This window comes from Tumebacillus algifaecis (assembly GCF_002243515.1).
GTDB lineage: Bacteria > Bacillota > Bacilli > Tumebacillales > Tumebacillaceae > Tumebacillus_A > Tumebacillus_A algifaecis.
In genome coordinates, this window is the sequence record NZ_CP022657.1 from 3,240,300 (window position 1) to 3,259,568 (window position 19,269).

A 19,269-nucleotide genomic window follows, 5' to 3' on the forward strand; every position below is an offset into this window, starting at 1 on the left:
CGTTATAACCAAGCAAGAACTAGTCCAATAGAGATAAACCGAGGCGAGCCACACCAAAGGCGTTATCGGTCGAATAGCGCGGTAAAGCAAAGTACAGTTTCGCGCCGACTGCGCGATGCTCCAGACGGCGGACGAGACGCTCGCGAATGTAAAGGTTGGCCGCGACGCCGCCGACGATCAACAGCGACTTCACCCCTTTTTCCTGCACCGCTTTGCGCAGCACTTTCTCCAATCCTTTCGCGATGCAACGCTCTACCGCCCGCGCCACATCGGCCGGGTTGGCACCCGCTGCGATCAGACGCATGGCCGCGCTTTCCGGGCCGGCTAAAGAGAGGTTGTAGCCATCGACAGGAGAAGGCAATGTCACCTCTACATCGGACGCTTCCTGAGCCAATTTTTCAAGATGCGGACCTGCCGGGAACGGAAGTCCCAACGCAACGCCGACGCGGTCAACAAATTGTCCAGCGTGCAAGTCGATGCTGGTACCCAGCTCTACAATGTCATAGCCGTCGGACAGCCTGTTGACTACCAACAGATCGGTCGTGCCGCCGGAAAGGTGGACGGCGAGAAAATGGTCGGTCGGTACCTCGCCCGCACTTCCTTCACCCGCTGCGATATGTCCTTCCTGATGGGTCGTTTCGAAAAAAGGCACCCCGTGCGTGGCCGCCAACGCCCGGCCCAAGCCACTGCCTGCGGTGAAGACCGGCATGTAGGAACCTGGCAGACGGCGTGGGCGGGTCGAGGCGATCACTGCACGTAGCTTTCCGGTCAAATCTCCGAGCGCTTCGACCAAGACGGGAAGATTCTGAACATGCTGGAAGAGGGCTGCCGATTGCTGCAACCCTCGCTCCCCTTGTTCTACCGTTAAGAGTTTCCGCTCTTCTTGAACGATCTGCCCCGCTTCGTCGATCAGGCAGATCGAGGTTGTATAATTGCTGGTGTCGATACCAAGCACGTACATCAATTTACTCCTGCCTTACAAAATCGCCGCGCAGCCCGTCCACTTCCGGAACGATCTTAGCCAGCACGCCGTTTACAAATTTGCCTGAGTCAGGGGTCGAGAACGCCTTGGCCATGTCGATTGCTTCGTCGAGCACAACCGAAGTCGGCGTCTCTTCGTGAAACAGCATTTCGTAAAGCGCCATGCGCAAGAGGTTGCGATCAACGTTCGCCATCCGTTTCAAATCCCAGCCAGTCGTATGTTTGCTCAGCACCGCGTCAATTTTCTCCACATGCTTCGTGGTTCCGTTCACCAGATCGCGCACGAACATGGGGTCGATTTCCGCACCTTCCTGCTCCAATACATGCTCAATCGCTTCACGAACATCCGCTTTGGCGACATCAATTTGGAATAAACCTTGTAATGCAAACTCACGAGAAGTTCTACGGCTCATCTCTCGCACTCCCTTATGTATCGTCTTGTTTCGTCTAGTATTCCCGAAGGACAAAAAGGAAACCACCAAGTTCTGGTGGTTAGTCCCGGGATTTATCGGGCATGATCTTCTCGATCACATCGCGCCAGTCTTCGCGTTCTTCAAGCTTCTTTCCGACATAAAAGCCGCCGATCACGAAAAGTACAAAGAAGATGGTCTTGATCAGTCCAAAGATCAGGAAAATCAGTCCAAGCAACACGCCGATGGCAGTGCCCAACAACTTCAAATTACCGGTGAGCGCATCGTACAGCTTCAACCATTTGTCCATGGATTATTCCACCCGCTTCTTGACGACTTGTGCCTGTGTCTGCTGCGCGAGTTCCAACACATAGACCGTCACCTGTTCAACCGGAATACCGGTTGTCAGCTCAACAAAGTCTTTCACCGAGCTTTGAAGCTCTGCGGTCGTCTTCGTAATCTCCAGGCCCGCCTCGATCGAAAACTTGATCGCGATGCGCATCGTTCCGCCTTCATTCATGTGCACGCGGGCTTTAATATCCGAGATGCCACGCACGCGTGATGCTGCCTTGAGCGATAACTGCTCCAAGGTGTCATAAGAGATCTTGAGATCCCCATGGTCCAACTGATGCGTGATCGTCTGCGGCTCATGATCACCCTGCTTCGAGCGGTAAATCAAAAAGAAAATTGAGAGCAGTAAGAAGATTACCGCTGCGGCCGCGCCGTCCTCGTAGATCATAAAATGCCTGCCGAGCAATTCAAAGCCCGCGTATTGCAACAGGACGACAACACAGGCTGCCGCGACCCCGAGCGCATACAGCCAAAGGATCATACGTGGAATTAATTTCAAAAGCTTGTCCTCCTCTCCTAGCCATAAAACCCCCCTGTCATTCAGGGGGGTTCTCAGTTTGATTTTTACAGCACCCGACTCGGCGGAAGTTGCAGCGCTCTTTCTTCGTCCTTGTTTCCGTTATCTTCATCCTTGTTCTTGAAGGTAACGCCAAGCACGTGAACGTTGACTTCAACAACTTCAAGGCCGGTCATGCTTTCGATCGCACGCTTGATGTTGTCTTGAATCTCGCCTGCTACTTCCGGAATGCGCACACCGTAGTCAGCTACGATCGATACATCAACCGCACATTGTTTCTGTCCGACTTCAACTTTGACCCCTTTGGCAAGGTTCTTGCGCCCTAGCAGTTCAGCGATACCGCCGACCACGCCGCCCGACATCCCGGCTACGCCTCGGACTTCGGTCGCGGCAAGACCTGCGATGATCTCGATCACTTCGTTCGCAATGCGAATGTTGCCCACATCGGTGTTGTCATACTCCATATTCATGGCTGATTCGCTCCCTTCCTCATCTTGTCCCTGTTTCTATTAGTATAAACTTCCTGTCCAATTATGACAAAGGATACATCTCAAGAAACTTGGTGGTGACATCGCCTTCGATAAACTTCTCGTGACGTAGCACCTTTTGGTGGAAAGGAATCGTCGTTTTGATACCGCTGATTGTAAATTCACTCAAGGCGCGCTCCATGCGGAAAATCGCTTCTTCACGGCTCGGTGCCCAGACAATCAGTTTCGCGATCATCGAATCGTAGAACGGCGTGACCGTGTAACCTGGGAACGCTGCGCTGTCCACGCGCACTCCAAAGCCGCCCGGCGGCAAGTAGTCGATGATCTTACCCGGATTCGGCATGAAGTTCTTGTCGGGATCTTCGGCGTTGATGCGGCATTCGATCGCCCATCCGTCAAACACCACTTCTTCCTGGGTAAGCGAAAGCGGCAGACCTGCTGCCACACGGATCTGTTCTTTGATCAGGTCGATGCCGGTGATCATCTCGGTCACCGGATGCTCCACCTGAATCCGCGTGTTCATCTCCATGAAATAGAAATTGCCGCCTTCATCATAGATGAACTCGATCGTGCCAGCACCGCAGTAATTGACCGCTTTTGCTGCTGCGACCGCCGCCATGCCCATCTCGTTGCGCTTGTCTGGCGTCAATGCCGGAGACGGTGCTTCTTCGATCAGCTTCTGCATCCGGCGTTGGATCGAGCAGTCGCGTTCACCAAAGTGGATCGCATTGCCATGCGAGTCGCCCATCACCTGAATCTCCACATGGCGCATCGAGGTGATGAATTTCTCCAAATAGACGCCCGCGTTGCCAAAAGCGGTCTGCGCTTCGGTCTGAGCCATCTGAATCAGGCGAGCCAACTCATCCTTCGAATTCGCGATGCGGATACCTTTCCCGCCACCGCCTGCAGTTGCTTTGATAATGATCGGGTATCCGATCTCGTCGGCGATCTTCAACGCCTCATCGAGATCTTCCACGAGGCCGTCGGTGCCCGGTACGATCGGTACGCCCGCTTTTTTCATCGTGTCTTTCGCGACAGCCTTATCCCCCATCTTCTCGATCGCTTCCACGCTCGGACCGATGAAGGTGATGCCGCATGCTTTACAGAACTCAGCAAAATCGGAGTTCTCAGCTAAGAAGCCGTAGCCCGGATGGATCGCATCAACGCCGATCGAAGTGGCAAGCGACAGGATATTCTTGATGTTCAGGTAGGAGTCTCTGGATAAGGTCGGTCCTACGCAGTATGCTTCATCCGCCATCTTCACATGCAAAGCTTCCCGGTCCGGCTCCGAATAGATCGCGACGGTCGGGATGCCCAGCTCTTTGCAGGCGCGAATCACGCGCACCGCAATTTCACCACGGTTAGCAATCAGCACTTTATGAAACATAGTTGTCCTCCGTTCTAGTCAACCTTTACCAAGAAAAGCGGTTGACCGTATTCAACCAGTTGACCGTTCTCAACCAAAACTTCGACAATCTCGCCGCGGACGTCCGCTTCGATTTCGTTCATCAGCTTCATCGCTTCGACGATGCAGACGATCGTTTTTTCCTCGACGCGTGCATTCGCTTTTACATACGCGTCTGCATCCGGAGCCGGCGAGCTATAGAACGTTCCGACCATCGGAGAAACGATCTTATGTAGGGAAGGATCTACCGCTTTTTGCGCTGCTGCTTCTGCAGGAGCTGCTGCAGCGGCCGGAGCCGGAGCTGCCTCTTGAACCGGAGCTACTGCTACAGGAGCTGCAACCGGAGCTGCTTGTACTGCTTGTACGACCGGAGCAAGAACTTGTACTCCTTCTGTCGTCTTCTTAATCGAAAGTTTAGCACCTTCTATTTCGTAGTTGAATTCGGCGATGCTCGTCTCATCGAGCAGACGCACCAATTCGCGGATTTCATTGAGTTTGAACATGTTGTATGTCACACTCCTCGTGCATTTATGTTATTCCTTCTGACACAACACCCTCAATAGTATATCATAACCCAAGTTTTTCTTTCTACTTTTTGGTCAGTTCGGAAGTTATCAATCGAAAATCCCCCTCGCACATGGCGGTCAGGGGGATTTTCTTGGCCTCTGTTTGAAATTAGTTGTGCGCTGCGACAGAGATTTTGCTAGAGGATACGGACATCTCATTGGCCACGATGCCCATGATCTTCACCGCTTTGTTTTTATCGAGCTCCTGCGCTTGCACCGTCACGTGGAATTTGTTGTTATCTTTCGCTTCGATAAATGCATCCGGGTAGCCTTCCGCGGTGATCAGGTCGATCGCGCTCTCCATTTTTTCATCGAGGTTATTCATCGTCTCCAAGTCTTTTTTAGCCTTCTCAACGGCGGTGGCATCTTTGCCGCTTGCAATCAGCTTGTTCAGCTCCTCCACACGGGCAGAAAATTTCTCTTGCGCATCAAGGTGCTGTTTGATGAAGAAATCGCTACCCTCCGCTACGGTGGGTTTATCTTCCCCTTTCTCCTTCTGATCTGCCTTTGGCGCCGGGTCGGTGTTGACCGGTTCTACATTGTTGTTGACCGTGTAGAAGCCGATCAGCATCAGGGAGAGCACCATCATTGTGGACAACCAGATCGTTTGACGCTTAGCCATTGAAAATTCCTCCTTAGGATCACCTATGAATTTTGGAGTGCGCTATTTCTTGGGCAAAACAGAAATTCTATGTGGAGGCACCTCCAACGCTCGTTGGACGGCTTCCTTGATCAACGCTTCGGTTTTGATCTGTTCAGCACCGCGTGCGACCACCACCACACCGCGTACGCGAGGCTTGATCGTTTTGACCACCACCGGCTGTTCTTGACCGCTCTCTTTGGTCATCACCAGTTGCCCACTCTTGTCGAGTTGAGTCACTCCGCGCGTGCCGCCTTTGGTGTCGGACTCATTGTTGGTCTGGCGGTTCTCCTGCGAATTTTCCGCGTAGATCACCTCTTCGCTGGAGTCGATCGTCACCATCACCGAAGCATCGCTCACTCCCATCACCATGTTGAGGATTTCGGTCAGGCGATTTTCGTACACCTGTTCATATTGGCCGAGGTCGCCTCTGTCCGTATTGTTGATGACCTGACCCGCTTTGACGCTTTGTTCACCTTTGATCGTCGCGTTATTTGGTGCGCTCTGAAACCAAGTCAGGGGATTGAGCAGAAGCACGACGCCAAGAGCACCCAAGGCGATCAGCAATTTTTTATTTTTCATCAAGTTTTGCATCCGCGTTTGCACGTTGTCCTTTTCCATCTCCTCACCCCCCTTGCGCGTCTTGCCAAATCACGCTGATCTTCGATGCGGGCAACTGATATTCTCGGGAAAGTTGCTGCAAGATCGCGGCTGTTGTCGCGTTTTGCTCGCCAGGCGGCGTTTTCTGCACCTCCTGCCCCCCACCGCCGCCGATGATGACTGGAACGACCTCCTGTATCGGCTTGATCGCGCCCTTTTCCTGTTTGGACATGACGATCACCGCCAGATAATCGAGAGCGGTCGGCTTCCCAGCCGCATCTTGAGCGATGCGCGCTTCCACCGCATCGACCGTCACCGCATGCTCCTGTTCAATCACCTGTTTTACATGGTCAGACAGCATCGCCTTCCACTGCTCGACGGTGCGATTCGACTGCTGATCTTGCAGGGAGAGACCCTGTGCGGTGATCTGATCGATGCTCTGCATCTTCCCAGCTCCCTCCTTAGCAAGCAGTTTGTCGAGCGCAAAGTCGATCTCGTAAACGGAGGTGCCGTACATTTTCAGCAACGGGCTTAGCATCAGCAGGATGATCAACAGGCCCATCACCAGCTTCACGTAGCGCTGCATCGCATTGTTGGGCAGGATCATGTCGAGCACCACGGCGAGGAAAATGACGAGAATCAAGCCCCGCATCCACTCACTCAAAAATTCGATCATCTCCTCCTCACCTCACCTCACCATCACCGACAAATTGCTCGCCGCGATGATCACCGTGATTGCAAGGAAGAACATGAAACCGACGGTGGCAAGCGCTGCGAACACCAAGATCAAGCTTTTGCCGATCGTTGACAGGCAGCGGATGATCGGCGAGTCGCCAAGCGGCTGCATCAGCGCCGCCGAGACATTGTAGATCAGGGCTAACGACAGAACTTTTAAAGCAGGAAAAGCACAGATCAACAGCACGATCGCCGCTCCGGAGACACCAAGCGCATTCTTGACGATCAGACTGGCACCGACCACCGTGTCGGCTGCATCAGCAAACAATTTTCCAACGACCGGAACAAAATTGGAGGAGACATATTTTGCCGCCTTGATCGAGACGCCGTCGGCCACAGCACCCGCTGCGCCTTGAACGGAGATGACACCTAGGAAGATCGTGAAAAACACGCCGAGCACCCAGACGGCGGTGCCGCGCAAAAGGCTTGCTAATTGTGTGACCTGATAGCGATTGGAAATCTGACTGACCAAGGTGAGGATGGCGGAGAAAAAGATCAGCGGGAAGACGACATACATGATCAGATCCCCGATCACGTTGATCAAAAACACGATCAGCGGATGGATCATCGTCGCGGAAGCAAGTCCCCCCGTCGCGGCGAGCAGTGCGAGGTACATCGGGATGGAAGCGATCATAAAATCGACCATCGTTTGAATCGCGCTTTTCGCATAGGCGGTTGCCGCGGCGAAAGACTGGACCGCCAGGATCATCAGGACCAAAAAGCAGATCGCGTGGGCGATCTTCGAGACGTTGTTCGCTTCGAACGCCGCTTGCATCGATTCGAGCAGCGCAGCGAACACGGCAAGGACTAAAATCGTCCCCAGCAGCCTCGAATTGAGGAACAGCTCATGGAACAGAAATTTGAGCAGGCCGCCCAGCAGGCCTTTGATGACCACACCGAGCTCCCCTTTGAGGATCAAATCGAGCAGGTGACCTTTGATCTCAGGCGGCAGATACTCGCTGTACTCTGCGGTAAGTTCGTCCAAAAACTGATCAAATTCGTGCAGATCGAGCTGCTTGAGCTGTTGGTCAACCAACGGGTCTGTCAACTGACTGCCTGGCGCTCGCTCCATGCCTCCTCCCGTTTGTACTTGCGGGATGTTTTGCACCGCTCCGGGCGGCGACGTCCCTTCCGCGTGCGCGGTGAGGCTGCCTAAACATGCAGCGATTAACAGAGCGAGCAACATCAAGCTGTGGTAATACCGTTTGGGCATCGCCTCACCTCCCTTTCGTCAATTGGGCAGAAGCCCCATCACAAGCTCAATGATCCGCTGAATGATCGGCAGTGCGAGCACGAGAATCAGAATTTTCCCTGCCAGTTCGATTTTTGATGCGATCGCCCCTTCGCCCGAATCTTTGGCAATCTGTGCGCCAAATTCGGCGATGTAGGCGATTCCGATAATTTTTAAGATCGTCTGCAAAAAGATCATCTCTACACCAGCCGAAACGGACAAACGCTCCAGCAGGCGGATGACCAGCCCGATTTTATCGAGCAAAAAGATGAAGATGAAAACCCCGGTCACAAGTGAGATCAGAAAAGCGGTTTGAGGCGATTGACCCTTGAGCACGACGATCAAGATGGTGGCTGCCAATCCAAGACCTACGATTTGGATGATTTCCATATGTCGTACCCTTTCTGCAGCCGCCTGCCTTAGTTCATCAAGAACACGTTGCGCACCTTATCAAACAAATTGCTGATATACGTGATCACAGTGAGCATGATGACGATAAAACCTGTGAGCGTCGCCCAACTGGCGAACTCTTCTTTTCCTGACTGCTTGAGCACCGTATGAATGACAGCAGTCAAAATCCCGATCCCGGCGATAAAAAAGATGGTATTCACATCTGAGTTCATGCCTGTACCTCCTCGCCCGCCTAAACGTTTGGGTATCAATACAAGAGAATGACGAGTGTCAGACCCATCAGAGCCCCCAGATACCGCCACATCTTTTCGTTCTTCGACTGCTCTTCGCGGGCGCCTTGCTCTTCGGTGCCAAGGTGTGCGAGGGCAAGCTGGATGTGTTTGATCTGGTCTTGGCGGTCAGATATCCCGAGGGTCTGGCCGAAACTATGCAACACGTCGCGGTCCGCCTCCTTTAAGCGCAGGTTCACTTTGTGTGCAGTGAGCGTCTCCCGCCAAATCTCGCCTGCGGTAACACCCTGTCCTTCACGAAGCTTATGTCCAAGCTCCGCAAAAAATGTCCCGACCGGCCCAGGAATCCGAGTTCCGATTTTCCGACACGCTTCAGAGAGCGGTGTTGCGGTGTACAATATCTCCGTCTCCAGCAATTGCAAGGCGTTGATGAACAACCGCAGCTGCTTGGAGCGCTCCGCATAACGGCTCGCCATGCGAAACCCAAAGCTTGTCGCGACCAGCAAAATGATGAGGCTCCCGAACAGTTTGATCATGTGCGATCACCTCTGGTTTGGATCAGCTCCCCAGTCCGGTCGTAGACGCCTTCGATCGTGCAAGGGCCCTGACGGCGAGAGAGGATGATGTAGCGCGAGAAAGCGCCAAGTTCAAACAATTGCCGAAGCAGCGGACGCGTGCGCACTTCATGCATGCCAAAACCGTGGGCGGTGGTGATCACCGTCACCCCAGCGTGAATCGCTTCGAGCAGAGCATGTCCGTCTTCAGTGCGTCCGATCTCGTCTGTGACCAGCACCTGTGGGGACATCGAGCGGATCATCATCGCCATTCCTTCCGCCTTCGGGCAGGCATCGAGCACATCGGTGCGCGGGCCGAGATCGTGCTGTGGCGACCCCTGCCAAGAGGCGGCGATCTCAGAGCGCTCATCGACGATCCCGACCTTTTGACCTGCCACTTTCGGATGCAACACCCCTTGCGAAATCTTGCGGGCCAAGTCGCGAAGCAGTGTCGTCTTGCCACATTGCGGCGGGGAGATCAACAGCGTGTTGTGCAGGCGATAGGAGGTCGAATCGATGAGCAGTTGACCTACATCGTTCGCGGCGTGCTTGACATCGCGAGCGATGCGGATATTAAAAGCGGCAATCTCCTTCATCCCCCGCACCAGACCGTTCCCGTCTAGCAAGATGCGCCCGGCGATGCCGACGCGGTGCCCACCTTTGATCGTGATGTAGCCGCGTCGCAGTTCCTCTTCCAGCGCGTACAACGACGACCCGCTCAGCAGGTTCAAACTCTGTTCCAGATCTTCAGCAGTAAGCGGGTATCCCGCATCGGGTTCCCCAGTCACTTTTCCTTGTGAAGTAACAAAACAGTCGCGCCCACCATACAAAATTTGAATCGGGCGGCCCAACCGCAACCTGATCTCTTCGATCTGTCCTAGCACGTCGATGGGCAGTCCCAAGATCGCCTGCCGGATGCGCACAGGCAGTACACAAGCGATCTGTTCCCGAATCACGGTCAACATGTCGCTTGCTCCCGGCGTCGTTCGTAAGATCATCGTTTCTCTCACCCCTGTCCTATCGCGTTGATAGTTCATCTCTATGAGCCAAGTTGAAGCGATATACCTGAACGGCATGCAAATCTCCCAAAATTTATTCATAGAAAGAGGAGCCAGCGATCCACCCTGCGAGCCACAATCAAAAAAAGGCAAACAAAAAACCCCGGCTGCCTATGGCCAGAGTTTTTTGTTTACCCGTGATCTGTCGTTGTCATGATGCGGTCGAGCAATTCGGTCAGCGCGCTTTGAAAGCGCTCTTCATCAAGCATCGTCCGCTTCTTTGGACCTTTGGTGCGCCCGCCGCCACGACGATGTTTGGCAGCTGCCTCCCGCATTTCGAGGATCAGCGCCATGTCATCGCTCCTGTACTCCTGTCCGGTCGGAGAGAGCGCATACCCCTGCCGACTCAATACCAGCGCCGACAACCCGATGTCCTGTGTGATCACCACATCGCCTTTCTGCATGCGGTTGGCGATCGCCATATCGACCGCTTGGGCACTACCGTCTACGATGAGGCGGTGCTCCGACTGGGTCTCATGGTGAATGTTTGTGACCAGCACCACTTTGATGTTGCGGCGCTTTCCTTCGTCCAGCGTAGAGCGGACGGCCCCTTTCGGACAGCCGTCACCGTCGATCCAGATCGTCATGATTTGGCCAAGCCTGTCCCACTATCACTTTTGCGAACCTCGACGAAGCTTCGAATGATCTGCGGCACATGCAAGATCGACTCCAGCGTGTGGAAGTTGCCGATCACTGGGACGTTGAGGTCCGCATTGTCGAACGCCCAACCGCCTTTGTCTGGCAGGTGGATCGCATGAATCCCTTCTTCCAGCGCGGGTCGAATGTCATTGCGAGCCGAATTGCCGATCATCCACGTCCGATCATGACTCAGGTTGTTGGCGGTGATGATGTTTTGCAAGACGTCCCGGTTCTTATGCTCTGAAATAAAACGGCGATGCGCCGGAAAGATATCTTCCAGACCAGCCCGCAAAACCTTTGACGTTTGAATCTCATAATCGCCACCTGTGTAGAGATACAACTCATGTCCTTCATTTTTCAAGTTGGTCAGCGTCTCATGGGCGTGCGGATAGAGTTCGACAGGCCGGACATATACGCCGTAGCCGATCGACAGCAATTCTTTCTCTTCCTTCTCGCTCGGCTTTTTGCCATGCTTGTCACACATCAGACGATATGTGGAAGCCAGAGATTCCGGAAAACGGTCTTTGCCGAGCCCATATTGGACGATGCCCGAAAGGTCGATGTTGTGCTGCGTCTCCTCGACCATCTTGATATCTAGATGGTGATCTCGAAAGAAATCGGCCATCGCAGCGAGAAATTCTTCGCGTGCCTCATTAAAAAAACGATTGCAGTGAATCAGCGTATCATCGAGGTCAAACAAAAGATGCTGTTCCATGCTGCGTCCCTCCTTTCGATAGGTTCTATCATTATAATGAAAATCTTCTATCGCTGTCCACAATGCTTGTTTAGAAACAAAAAAACCGACGAACCAGAAGGTCGCCGGAGGATAAGACCGTGGACCCGCCGCCCAATCAAGCCGGCAACGGATTGATGATCATGTAAGCGATCCAAAACGCAACCGCAACCGCCGCACCCACTAGCGCCCACAGCATCATGCCGCGTCCGTAGCGGGAAAACAGGCCCGTTAAAAAACCCATCGTCCACGGAGCTGGCGTGTTCGGATAGGCTGCATGATATTCTTCTTCAATATCGGTATACTGCTTATGCATATTTTCTTCAAATTTATCATCAAATTGCTTTCGTTCCTGCCGCTTTTGATCTTCATGGTTCATCTGTTGATTCCCCTCCTTTTGTCATAGCGTTCGCCCTTTCTCCCGTTTTCATTCCCATGCGGCCGATCCGATTTCAGCCCAAACATTCAAAAAGGCCATCCTCAGTTCTCACTAGGATGACCTCTCTGCGCTCTATTATTATTTTGCCATCATCTCATCGTAAAGCTCATCGTAAAAACGCGCTTCGGACAAGGCGATGGTGCGCCCTGCCGTGTAAATCGTTTGCAACTCTGCTGGTGTGCTGAAATCGAGTAGCACATCTTTGCAAAGTTGATAATGACGCGGTTCATGCGTATCGGCGTGCGCCATCCAGAAACCGACGTTGAGACGTCGTTCACGGTTGTAGTTCTCATGGCGCAACCCTTGCCCGATCTCGCCCATCACTAGACCTGCAAAAAGTTCCGAACCAAGGCCGACCGCTGCCATCGCTTCCAGCGTGGAGGCAGTTTTCAAAAACGAAAGGAACGATTCGACCGCTTTCTTCGCAGCGCCTCCGACCGGAGCGTCCGGCACATGTTCATCGCTGATGCTCACATCTGGTGCAGCACCTTCTAAAAACGTGCGGTACATCTTCGAATGGTAGCCTTTCGGATTGCCACGCCCCGCTTCGTCCCACAGGTTGTCAACAAGCGGCACCCACCAGCGGTCGAGCGGCTCAACCGCTGCCACCGCCGCGCCCAGCACCCGCGGGAAGTTACGACTGTAGAAACTGTATTGCAAAGCAAACTCGCGAATCTGCGCCGCTGTAAAACTACCGTTTAGCAAAGCTTGCAGAAAACGCCCGTTAAGGATGTTTTCCTCCACCTCTGCCATCACAGCCCGTTCCACTTCTGCGTACGTCTGAAACACAAGAGATTCTTGATGCGTCGTGTCTAGCTTCGTTTGTGACATTGCCAAAAGCCCTTCTTTCAAATCGGTAATATTAAGATTTCAATCGTTTTTTTGCCCGGTAGACCCGGTATCCCAAGCGGTGCTTAAACGTTTCGGTCACCTCTTGGTGTCGGTGCCAGATCGCGTACACCTGCGGATCGATTCCATCTGAAAGATTGAATTCGGGGAGAGCGCCTGAGCTCGATTCGTCAGAAGGCAGTGCCGACGCGACTGTGCCGCCTTTCACCACCTCTGCCCCTGCAAACCCAGCCTTTTGCAGACGAGCGATCCATTCCGCTTCGGTCGGGACCTGTTTCGTTCCGTATACGCCTTGTAATTCCTGCACTTCCTTGACCGACAGAGGACGCTCCGCCGTCATCTCCAAATCGAGTAAAATGCCGCCAGGGCGCAACACACGAGTATATTCCCGCAGTGACTTGGCGAGATCTGTAAACACGGTTACCGATTCGACCAGCACCAGATCGAACTTGCCGGCGGCAAACGGTAGGGCATTCGCATCGCCTTTCAGCAATTTGACAGGCAGATCTTCTTTTTGAAACCTCATCTTCGCTTTTTCAAGCATCAACGGATGCATATCGACAGCGGTCACCTGACATCCGTAAGTCCGCGCCAAAAACGCCGAAGTCTGCCCTGTGCCACACCCCACATCGAGCACTCGGGTGCGCGCTGTCAGCTTTTCACCGGACAACACCTGCTCCGTTAACGCGATACCGCCCGGATGCGCTCCGCCGATCCCAAACAACGCCAACAGATCCTGATAGCTAAATTCCCCCATGCCACACGCTCCATTCCCGATTACCATCGTGATGTTCCATGGAGTCATTGTATGTCGAGGAATCGATCCATCTGTTGCGAGACGCACAAAATTTATTGAGGCAAGGCGTTCTCTAGCTGCAACAGGATGGTCTTGATGTCGGTGCGCGGCCCTGCGTAGCCGACGAGAGCGCCTGTTTTTCCAATCACGCGATGACAGGGGATCAAGATCGGCAATGGATTGTTGCGATTGGCCTGACCGATGGCGCGCGGTGCTTTGGGCTTGCCGACCGCCTCGGCGATCTGTCCGTAACTGCGCACTTCCCCGTAAGGAATATCGCACAGCGCGGCCCAGACCTGTTTGCGAAACGGCGTGCCATGCATGGAGAGCGGCAGGTCGAATGCGCGTCTCTCGCCTCGAAAATACTCGTTGAGTTGGCATACAGCTTGCGCGCATAGCTGTGGATCATGCGTAACTGTACCCCATTCTGCACAGAACGCTGCCCAATCCGCTTCACTCAGCGCAACTTTGCGCACACCCGCTTCGTCAAGCGCCACAAAGATCTCGCCAAACGGCGTGGAAACGGTGTCATACCCGATCTTCATCTCCCGCTCACCCTCGCTTTTTTCGAAATGTGCTGGTCAAAAAATAGATGGTAAACGGAAGAGATATTCCGACCAACACCATCGCGCCCGCATAGGCGAGCCACTCCTGATGCAGTTCAGCATAACGATACGCCTCTTGCCCCTGCACGAGAAAGATTCGCCATTCCACATCTTTATACAATCGGTATAGCACGACAAGCACCGTCAGCTCCGCGAGCAACGCGATGCTCCAAAACAATCGCTTCTTCAAAGCCGAATCATCCTTCCGACCCGTTTTTCATCGCCCGCAGGTATTCGACGATCGCCTCCATCATCTCGGCATCGTTCAACTCGTGCAGATCGCGCTTGGGAGCGCCATATTTTGCGATGATCGTCTCCCGCACATAGCCGCTCAAATCATCCGGTATGTAGTCGGTCAACCGCTTTTCCTCCACGCCGAAAAAGTAGTCAACCGAACAGCCCAGCACCTCAGCCATCCCGGCGATCACCTGCATCGAAGGGTTCTTTTTCACACCGCGCTCCAACTCGCTGATATAGTTTGCCGACACGCCGATGCACAAAGCCAACTGCGCACCTGTGATTCCCTTGCTCTGGCGCGCTCGACGAATGCGCTCTCCCAGCTCTGACATGTCTCACCACACCCCCGAACAAACGTTCTCACAAAAAACATACCTACACGGCAAAAAAGAGCGCCTACGCGAGCTAACAAAGCCTCTCACGCCCCCTTCCACCCCTCACCCTTTCGACTCACACTATAGTTTCAATCTATAATCAAACTATCAGAAACACCCTCTGCGGCACTCATTATACCAAGTGAACCCCATTCCTGCTAGGAGGTATCTTATGATGGAATCTCTGATCCTGATTCGCTGGCCCAACGAAGAAACGGGCGACCACTTCCGCATTCCCGGCTGTCTGGTCGCACCGAACACTGCGCTCGCCATCTTTGACGGGCACGTCGAAGTTCATCTCGTCGAAGCGACGGCCGACCCCAACGAATACGAACTGCGCTATGCGTCCAATCCGCTTTTTTACGTTGGCCGTGACCTCCCGACCATCTTCTACGATTTGCGGCATCTCACCTTAGCTGAGCTGGCCGGCAAATATACGCACAGCGACTTCTATTCGCCCCATCTCCCGCTCCTCTAGGTCACGTCGAGCAGCCTCGCCACCAACGGCCAGTCGGCAGGTGCCATTTCCAAACTCCTCAGTTCAGAAGGAAGCACCCAGCGCACATCTTGCACATCCAGCAGTCGCAGTTCCCCATGTAGGTATCTACAGCGATAGCCGATCAGCACGATGTGGCGATCTTCATAGGTATGAGACACCACATCCAGTACGTCCGCCACGCTGATCTCAATGCCTAACTCCTCAGCGATCTCCCGCTTCAGCCCCGCTCGCGGCTCTTCGCCCCACTCTAGCTTTCCGCCGGGAAATTCCCATTTTAGACCCATATGGCGGTCCGGCTTGCGCTGTGCAACCAGCACTTTCCCGTCCTGCTCGATCACTGCCGCTGTGACGACAAATTGCTTCATACCCGTTCGAGTGGCAATCGAGTCAGCGTCAAAGTAAACGCGCCGCTTTCCAGCGTCACCTTTTGTTCATGCAAATCCACTTCCACATCCTGCGGATCGATCGGCAATGTGACCACGCTCGGCTCTTCCGCTTCCAGCACCCCGCTCATCTCCTGAAACAGAAATTCGAGCGCCACTTCCGTTTCCAGCTCAGACATCACAATATCACAAAGATCGAACTGGCCGTTAAATTGAGCCAGCACCAGATCGGTCACACTCTCCCCACGCTCCACCTGCATCTCAAGCCGAACTGATACTTTCTCATCGGCAAACATCGTCTCCAAGATCTGTACCAGATCATCCAGCCCGCTCAGCGGTTCAAACATTTCAAGCGATTCCATCAGCGATTCCTCCGTTCTGTCTCTAAATTTTATCATTAGTGTCTGTAGTTTGTCGAAAGTGAGTCCCTGTTTATGCTAAACTAACTGCGTAAGACACTATCACTCACTCAGTAAAGGGGGAAATACAACATGGAAAAACCGGTGATCACACTGGCCTATTGCAACTCTTGAAACTATTTACCCAAAGCCGTCAGGTTGACGGACGAACTTCTTGCCCACTTCACGACGAAAATCGGTGAATTCACGCTGATCCCAAGCAGCGGCGGCGTTTTTGAAATCACCTTTGATGGAGAATTAATCTTCTCCAAAAAAGAGTTGGGACGCTTTCCAAACGACGGCGAAGTGCTGGAACTCTTCAAGCCGCGAATTCCCTAACATAACGAAAGGCAGCCCGGATTCTCACAGGCTGCCTTTTTCTTTATTGAGAGACGTAAAATGTGACATCGGTACCTTGTGGCGCTTGGGTACCTGCCTCCGGAGACTGGCTGTGCACCGTACCGGAAGGCGTATCGCCTTGATTGATATAAAACTTATAGTGATACCCGTGTTTGAGCATCAACTGTTCTGCTTCCTGTTTGCTCAAACCGCGCAGATCGGGTACCTGACCGACTTCCGTTTGCTGTCGAGGACTCTGACCATTCGGAAGTTCGTTGCGCTCCCCCGGTTGTTGCGCAGCATCGGCCGTACCGTTTACGGTCAGGATGATCATCTCTCCCTGCCCTTTCACGCTGGTACCGGGATCGACCGACTGGCGATAAATCTTACCTTTCGTCTCCCCGTCTTCTGTCGCGCTGTATACCCATTGTATCTTCGCTTCCGGATAGCCATTGCCAGACAGCACCTGCACCGCTTCCCGCTCCGTCTTGCCCAGCAGATTCGGCATCGCAAACTGTCTGGTCGTTTGCTGGTTGGCGCCGGTCGAAGCGGTTGACGTATCATCGCCAAGCGACCACCACAGTCCTCCGATCAAGAGCACGACCAAGACGAGTATTCCAACATAGGGCAGGATCGAAAAGCGCTTCGGCGTACTTTGCTCCGCCACTTTTTTGGCAAACTCCATATGCCGTAGCTTCGCGACCTTTTCCATCCCTTCTTGCGCCGCATCAACCATCGAATCCTTCATCCGCTCCAGATAGGATGCGTTCTGCTCACGTTCTGCTCGCGCCGGCAACGGACGATCCGCCAGTTGGCCTAACGCATGGTGCACCGCCTTCACATCGCGATGCAAGTCGTGAATCGATTCATAACTTCCCTGCGCCAAAAAGCCCAATGCTCGCAGCACCACGCGCTCAGCGCGTTCAGGCAGCCAATGATGTTCTGCACCCGCCTCTTTCAGGCTGGCCTGCACCTCCTGTATCACCTGTGGTACTGGTGACAGATGTGAGTATGGTTTGCCTGTCAGCATCTCATAGAGTAGCACGCCGATCGTGCGAATCAGATCCAGCTCCGTCTGCGCTCGCCCTGAAAGCAAAGGCCCGTACCCGATCACCTTGAGGAAGCCATCCTGATTGATCAGCACGCTGTTCGGCTCGATCGAAATCTCCACGATCCCATGCTTCTCCGCTTGCACCACCGCGCTGGATAACTGCCGTGCGATGTCGATCACCGTTTTGGCCTGCACTCTGCCTTGCACGCGCATCCAACGGCTCAGTGTATCCCCTTCCAAATCTTCCGTAATCAAATAAATGCCATCCGCTTCCACGACCACATCATATACGCCTAGCAGATGCGGATGATGCAGCCCGGCTGCTTTGGCAATCTGCTGTTCCCAATGTTGACGGTTCGAATCCGTCACGTTTCCCGACAGGCGCTTCACCGCCACTTGACGCCTCAGCGATTCATCGTATGCCAAAAATAGATCGGATGCACCGCCGATCGCTTCCTGCAGCCGATACCGGCCTGCCAAGACTCGCTCGTTCATGTCAATCCCCCCGTCGTTTTCCCCGCGCGTGTTTCGAAAATAATGATCATCTCTGGTCATCATATACGTTATACGTAACAAGATCGTGGATTATGCGGGTGAAGTTGCTACTATTCTATACCGACTTTCCAATCGAAAGTCGCAAAGCACTAGATTGTAACAGAATTGTTACCTTGCGCGTAGTCGGCCCTAGCATAAACCGTTCCTGCCCTGCATATCAATCTCGTAAACCACTTGCTAGGAACGGAGGAATCTCTAAGATGTACAAACACATGATCATTCTGCAAAAAAACGCTGCCTCACAGCTCCTCACAGAAATCGCATCTGCACCGACCTCAGTTTTTGCAGCCGCTCTGCTCACCATCGGATCAGCGGCCGAAGCACTCGAGATCCTGGACACGCTCGTCTGGGAACAGGTGGTCCTCGCCGCCTCTGACACGGACTGCTCGGTAGCATTGGAAATCGCGGCCGTCTTGCCCACTCGCATCTCGGCGTTGTTACTGCTCAATCCGCAACGCCCAAGCCTCCCTGATGCTTTCGAGATTCCAACTCTACTCGTTACTACTGACGGTCAAGAGTTTCCAGCCCCGTCGAGTCATGAACACTTTTGCCTGCATGACAATCCAAGCGCTCATCTCAGCGAGATCATCAGTGCTTTCTTGACCCTTCGCGTCGCTTGAACTGTTCTGCCTTTCCCTTGGTTTGACGAACAAAAAGTGGCAAATGTTTCTTCCTTTCCGATATAATACAAGAAAGAGGCTGCGTTCTCAAAATGCTGAAGGGAGGGACAGCCATGACGCCGCATGTGCAAAAGCTGCAGATCAATTACAAGACCCTTGAGGAATTTCGGAAATTCCGTGAAAACGGCTTGGAAGAGCTGTCGATGTTGGAGGATTTAAAAGCAGACCTGGTCGAAGACCACACCGATTCGCCATTTTACGGGATCTATGAAGAGGGCAAACTGGTTGCCCGCATGAGCCTGTATCAGATCAATGAAAAATATGACCGTTACTTCGAACCGCCCACCACCTACCACGAGCTGATGAAGCTAGAGGTATTGCCCGGATATAAAGGCAAAGGCTACGGCGCCCAAATGGTCCAACATGCCAAGACGCAAGGTCTACCGATCAAAACGAACGTCAGACTAGGCGCACAAGACTTCTTCCTCCAACTCGGGTTTAAGCCGGTCAAATACGACCCGGTTCGCGACCGTGGAGAGAACCCGTACGTCTGGCATCCAGAAGCGTAAACCACA

General features: G+C 53.4%; 30 protein-coding genes. 4 read left to right on the forward strand and 26 right to left on the reverse strand.

All coding sequences use genetic code 11. The features are described 5' to 3' along the window. Positions 1 to 19: 19 nt before the first annotated feature. The 23 genes from CIG75_RS13885 to CIG75_RS13995 all read right to left on the reverse strand — a co-directional run bounded on the left by CIG75_RS13885 (position 20) and on the right by CIG75_RS13995 (position 14,807). Positions 20 to 961 carry a Kae1-like domain-containing protein gene (locus CIG75_RS13885; RefSeq protein WP_094237178.1) on the reverse strand — a complete coding sequence of 314 codons (942 nt, stop codon included), beginning with the start codon at positions 959 to 961 and terminating at the stop codon, positions 20 to 22. A gap of 4 nt (positions 962 to 965) precedes the next feature. Continuing rightward, complete coding sequence (gene nusB / locus CIG75_RS13890; RefSeq protein WP_094237179.1) at positions 966 to 1,394, reverse strand: transcription antitermination factor NusB; 429 nt, start codon at positions 1,392 to 1,394, stop codon at positions 966 to 968. A gap of 79 nt (positions 1,395 to 1,473) precedes the next feature. After that, the gene (locus tag CIG75_RS13895) at positions 1,474 to 1,701 is read right to left on the reverse strand and encodes a DUF2273 domain-containing protein (protein WP_094237180.1); all 228 of its coding nucleotides are present in this window, start codon (positions 1,699 to 1,701) and stop codon (positions 1,474 to 1,476) included. Between the two features lie 3 nt (positions 1,702 to 1,704). Further along, positions 1,705 to 2,241 (reverse strand): alkaline shock response membrane anchor protein AmaP, encoded by a 537-nt coding sequence (gene amaP, locus CIG75_RS13900; RefSeq protein WP_157729557.1) that lies wholly within the window; start codon positions 2,239 to 2,241, stop codon positions 1,705 to 1,707. Positions 2,242 to 2,306: 65 nt separating this feature from the next. Beyond that, on the reverse strand, positions 2,307 to 2,729 hold the full coding sequence (locus tag CIG75_RS13905) for an Asp23/Gls24 family envelope stress response protein (protein ID WP_094237182.1): 423 nt from the start codon (positions 2,727 to 2,729) through the stop codon (positions 2,307 to 2,309). Positions 2,730 to 2,790: 61 nt separating this feature from the next. Then, positions 2,791 to 4,134: an acetyl-CoA carboxylase biotin carboxylase subunit gene (gene accC, locus CIG75_RS13910; RefSeq protein WP_094237183.1), complete on the reverse strand. Its 1,344-nt coding sequence runs from the start codon at positions 4,132 to 4,134 to the stop codon at positions 2,791 to 2,793. Positions 4,135 to 4,148: 14 nt separating this feature from the next. Next, positions 4,149 to 4,655, reverse strand: coding sequence for an acetyl-CoA carboxylase biotin carboxyl carrier protein (accB, locus tag CIG75_RS13915; RefSeq protein ID WP_094237184.1), 507 nt, complete (start codon positions 4,653 to 4,655; stop codon positions 4,149 to 4,151). A gap of 172 nt (positions 4,656 to 4,827) precedes the next feature. Beyond that, on the reverse strand, positions 4,828 to 5,340 hold the full coding sequence (locus CIG75_RS13920) for a SpoIIIAH-like family protein (RefSeq protein ID WP_094237185.1): 513 nt from the start codon (positions 5,338 to 5,340) through the stop codon (positions 4,828 to 4,830). A gap of 42 nt (positions 5,341 to 5,382) precedes the next feature. Next, a complete protein-coding gene (gene spoIIIAG, locus CIG75_RS13925; protein ID WP_094237186.1) occupies positions 5,383 to 5,979 on the reverse strand; it encodes a stage III sporulation protein AG in 597 nt (198 codons plus the stop codon). A gap of 4 nt (positions 5,980 to 5,983) precedes the next feature. Further along, entirely contained in the window at positions 5,984 to 6,634 is a 651-nt protein-coding gene (spoIIIAF, locus tag CIG75_RS13930; RefSeq protein WP_094237187.1) for a stage III sporulation protein AF, read from the reverse strand. A 12-nt stretch (positions 6,635 to 6,646) separates the two neighbouring features. After that, entirely contained in the window at positions 6,647 to 7,906 is a 1,260-nt protein-coding gene (gene spoIIIAE / locus CIG75_RS13935) for a stage III sporulation protein AE (RefSeq protein WP_227874234.1), read from the reverse strand. An 18-nt stretch (positions 7,907 to 7,924) separates the two neighbouring features. Beyond that, positions 7,925 to 8,314 (reverse strand): stage III sporulation protein AD, encoded by a 390-nt coding sequence (spoIIIAD, locus tag CIG75_RS13940; protein ID WP_094237188.1) that lies wholly within the window; start codon positions 8,312 to 8,314, stop codon positions 7,925 to 7,927. A 29-nt stretch (positions 8,315 to 8,343) separates the two neighbouring features. Beyond that, complete coding sequence (gene spoIIIAC, locus CIG75_RS13945; protein WP_094237189.1) at positions 8,344 to 8,547, reverse strand: stage III sporulation protein AC; 204 nt, start codon at positions 8,545 to 8,547, stop codon at positions 8,344 to 8,346. Positions 8,548 to 8,582: 35 nt separating this feature from the next. After that, positions 8,583 to 9,101 carry a stage III sporulation protein SpoIIIAB gene (spoIIIAB, locus tag CIG75_RS13950; RefSeq protein WP_094237190.1) on the reverse strand — a complete coding sequence of 173 codons (519 nt, stop codon included), beginning with the start codon at positions 9,099 to 9,101 and terminating at the stop codon, positions 8,583 to 8,585. After that, positions 9,098 to 10,117: a stage III sporulation protein AA gene (spoIIIAA, locus tag CIG75_RS13955; protein ID WP_227874235.1), complete on the reverse strand. Its 1,020-nt coding sequence runs from the start codon at positions 10,115 to 10,117 to the stop codon at positions 9,098 to 9,100. Before spoIIIAA ends, spoIIIAB begins: the two co-directional genes overlap by 4 nt. A 191-nt stretch (positions 10,118 to 10,308) precedes the next feature. After that, positions 10,309 to 10,764: a YaiI/YqxD family protein gene (locus CIG75_RS13960; RefSeq protein ID WP_094237191.1), complete on the reverse strand. Its 456-nt coding sequence runs from the start codon at positions 10,762 to 10,764 to the stop codon at positions 10,309 to 10,311. Next, positions 10,761 to 11,531, reverse strand: a complete 771-nt coding sequence (locus CIG75_RS13965) for an HAD family hydrolase (protein ID WP_094237192.1) — start codon at positions 11,529 to 11,531, stop codon at positions 10,761 to 10,763. Before CIG75_RS13965 ends, CIG75_RS13960 begins: the two co-directional genes overlap by 4 nt. A gap of 136 nt (positions 11,532 to 11,667) precedes the next feature. Further along, positions 11,668 to 11,928: a hypothetical protein gene (locus CIG75_RS13970; protein ID WP_094237193.1), complete on the reverse strand. Its 261-nt coding sequence runs from the start codon at positions 11,926 to 11,928 to the stop codon at positions 11,668 to 11,670. 138 nt (positions 11,929 to 12,066) lie between these two features. Next, on the reverse strand, positions 12,067 to 12,819 hold the full coding sequence (locus tag CIG75_RS13975) for an iron-containing redox enzyme family protein (RefSeq protein WP_094237194.1): 753 nt from the start codon (positions 12,817 to 12,819) through the stop codon (positions 12,067 to 12,069). A 31-nt stretch (positions 12,820 to 12,850) separates the two neighbouring features. Next, a complete protein-coding gene (locus tag CIG75_RS13980) occupies positions 12,851 to 13,594 on the reverse strand; it encodes a class I SAM-dependent methyltransferase (RefSeq protein WP_157729558.1) in 744 nt (247 codons plus the stop codon). A 92-nt stretch (positions 13,595 to 13,686) separates the two neighbouring features. Next, a complete protein-coding gene (locus CIG75_RS13985) occupies positions 13,687 to 14,178 on the reverse strand; it encodes a methylated-DNA--[protein]-cysteine S-methyltransferase (protein WP_094237196.1) in 492 nt (163 codons plus the stop codon). Between the two features lie 7 nt (positions 14,179 to 14,185). Further along, positions 14,186 to 14,428 (reverse strand): hypothetical protein, encoded by a 243-nt coding sequence (locus CIG75_RS13990; protein ID WP_094237197.1) that lies wholly within the window; start codon positions 14,426 to 14,428, stop codon positions 14,186 to 14,188. Between the two features lie 7 nt (positions 14,429 to 14,435). Further along, the gene (locus CIG75_RS13995; protein WP_094237198.1) at positions 14,436 to 14,807 is read right to left on the reverse strand and encodes a helix-turn-helix domain-containing protein; all 372 of its coding nucleotides are present in this window, start codon (positions 14,805 to 14,807) and stop codon (positions 14,436 to 14,438) included. 214 nt (positions 14,808 to 15,021) lie between these two features. On the opposite strand from CIG75_RS13995, the gene CIG75_RS14000 reads away from it, so the two are divergent. Further along, complete coding sequence (locus CIG75_RS14000; protein WP_157729559.1) at positions 15,022 to 15,327, forward strand: hypothetical protein; 306 nt, start codon at positions 15,022 to 15,024, stop codon at positions 15,325 to 15,327. On the opposite strand, the gene CIG75_RS14005 is transcribed toward CIG75_RS14000, so the two are convergent. Further along, the gene (locus CIG75_RS14005) at positions 15,324 to 15,713 is read right to left on the reverse strand and encodes a (deoxy)nucleoside triphosphate pyrophosphohydrolase (RefSeq protein ID WP_094237200.1); all 390 of its coding nucleotides are present in this window, start codon (positions 15,711 to 15,713) and stop codon (positions 15,324 to 15,326) included. The genes CIG75_RS14000 and CIG75_RS14005 overlap by 4 nt on opposite strands. Next, on the reverse strand, positions 15,710 to 16,093 hold the full coding sequence (locus CIG75_RS14010) for a hypothetical protein (RefSeq protein ID WP_094237201.1): 384 nt from the start codon (positions 16,091 to 16,093) through the stop codon (positions 15,710 to 15,712). Before CIG75_RS14010 ends, CIG75_RS14005 begins: the two co-directional genes overlap by 4 nt. 129 nt (positions 16,094 to 16,222) lie before the next feature. Between CIG75_RS14010 and CIG75_RS14015 the strand changes: the two genes are divergently transcribed. Then, positions 16,223 to 16,468, forward strand: a complete 246-nt coding sequence (locus tag CIG75_RS14015; protein WP_094237202.1) for a SelT/SelW/SelH family (seleno)protein — start codon at positions 16,223 to 16,225, stop codon at positions 16,466 to 16,468. Between the two features lie 43 nt (positions 16,469 to 16,511). On the opposite strand, the gene CIG75_RS14020 is transcribed toward CIG75_RS14015, so the two are convergent. Further along, positions 16,512 to 18,014: a PASTA domain-containing protein gene (locus tag CIG75_RS14020; RefSeq protein ID WP_172844461.1), complete on the reverse strand. Its 1,503-nt coding sequence runs from the start codon at positions 18,012 to 18,014 to the stop codon at positions 16,512 to 16,514. 260 nt (positions 18,015 to 18,274) lie between these two features. Here CIG75_RS14020 and CIG75_RS14025 point away from each other — a divergent pair, with 260 nt between their 5' ends. Next, on the forward strand, positions 18,275 to 18,694 hold the full coding sequence (locus CIG75_RS14025) for a hypothetical protein (RefSeq protein WP_094237204.1): 420 nt from the start codon (positions 18,275 to 18,277) through the stop codon (positions 18,692 to 18,694). 113 nt (positions 18,695 to 18,807) lie between these two features. Further along, a complete protein-coding gene (locus tag CIG75_RS14030) occupies positions 18,808 to 19,263 on the forward strand; it encodes an N-acetyltransferase (protein ID WP_094237205.1) in 456 nt (151 codons plus the stop codon). The last annotated feature ends 6 nt before the right edge of the window (positions 19,264 to 19,269 follow it).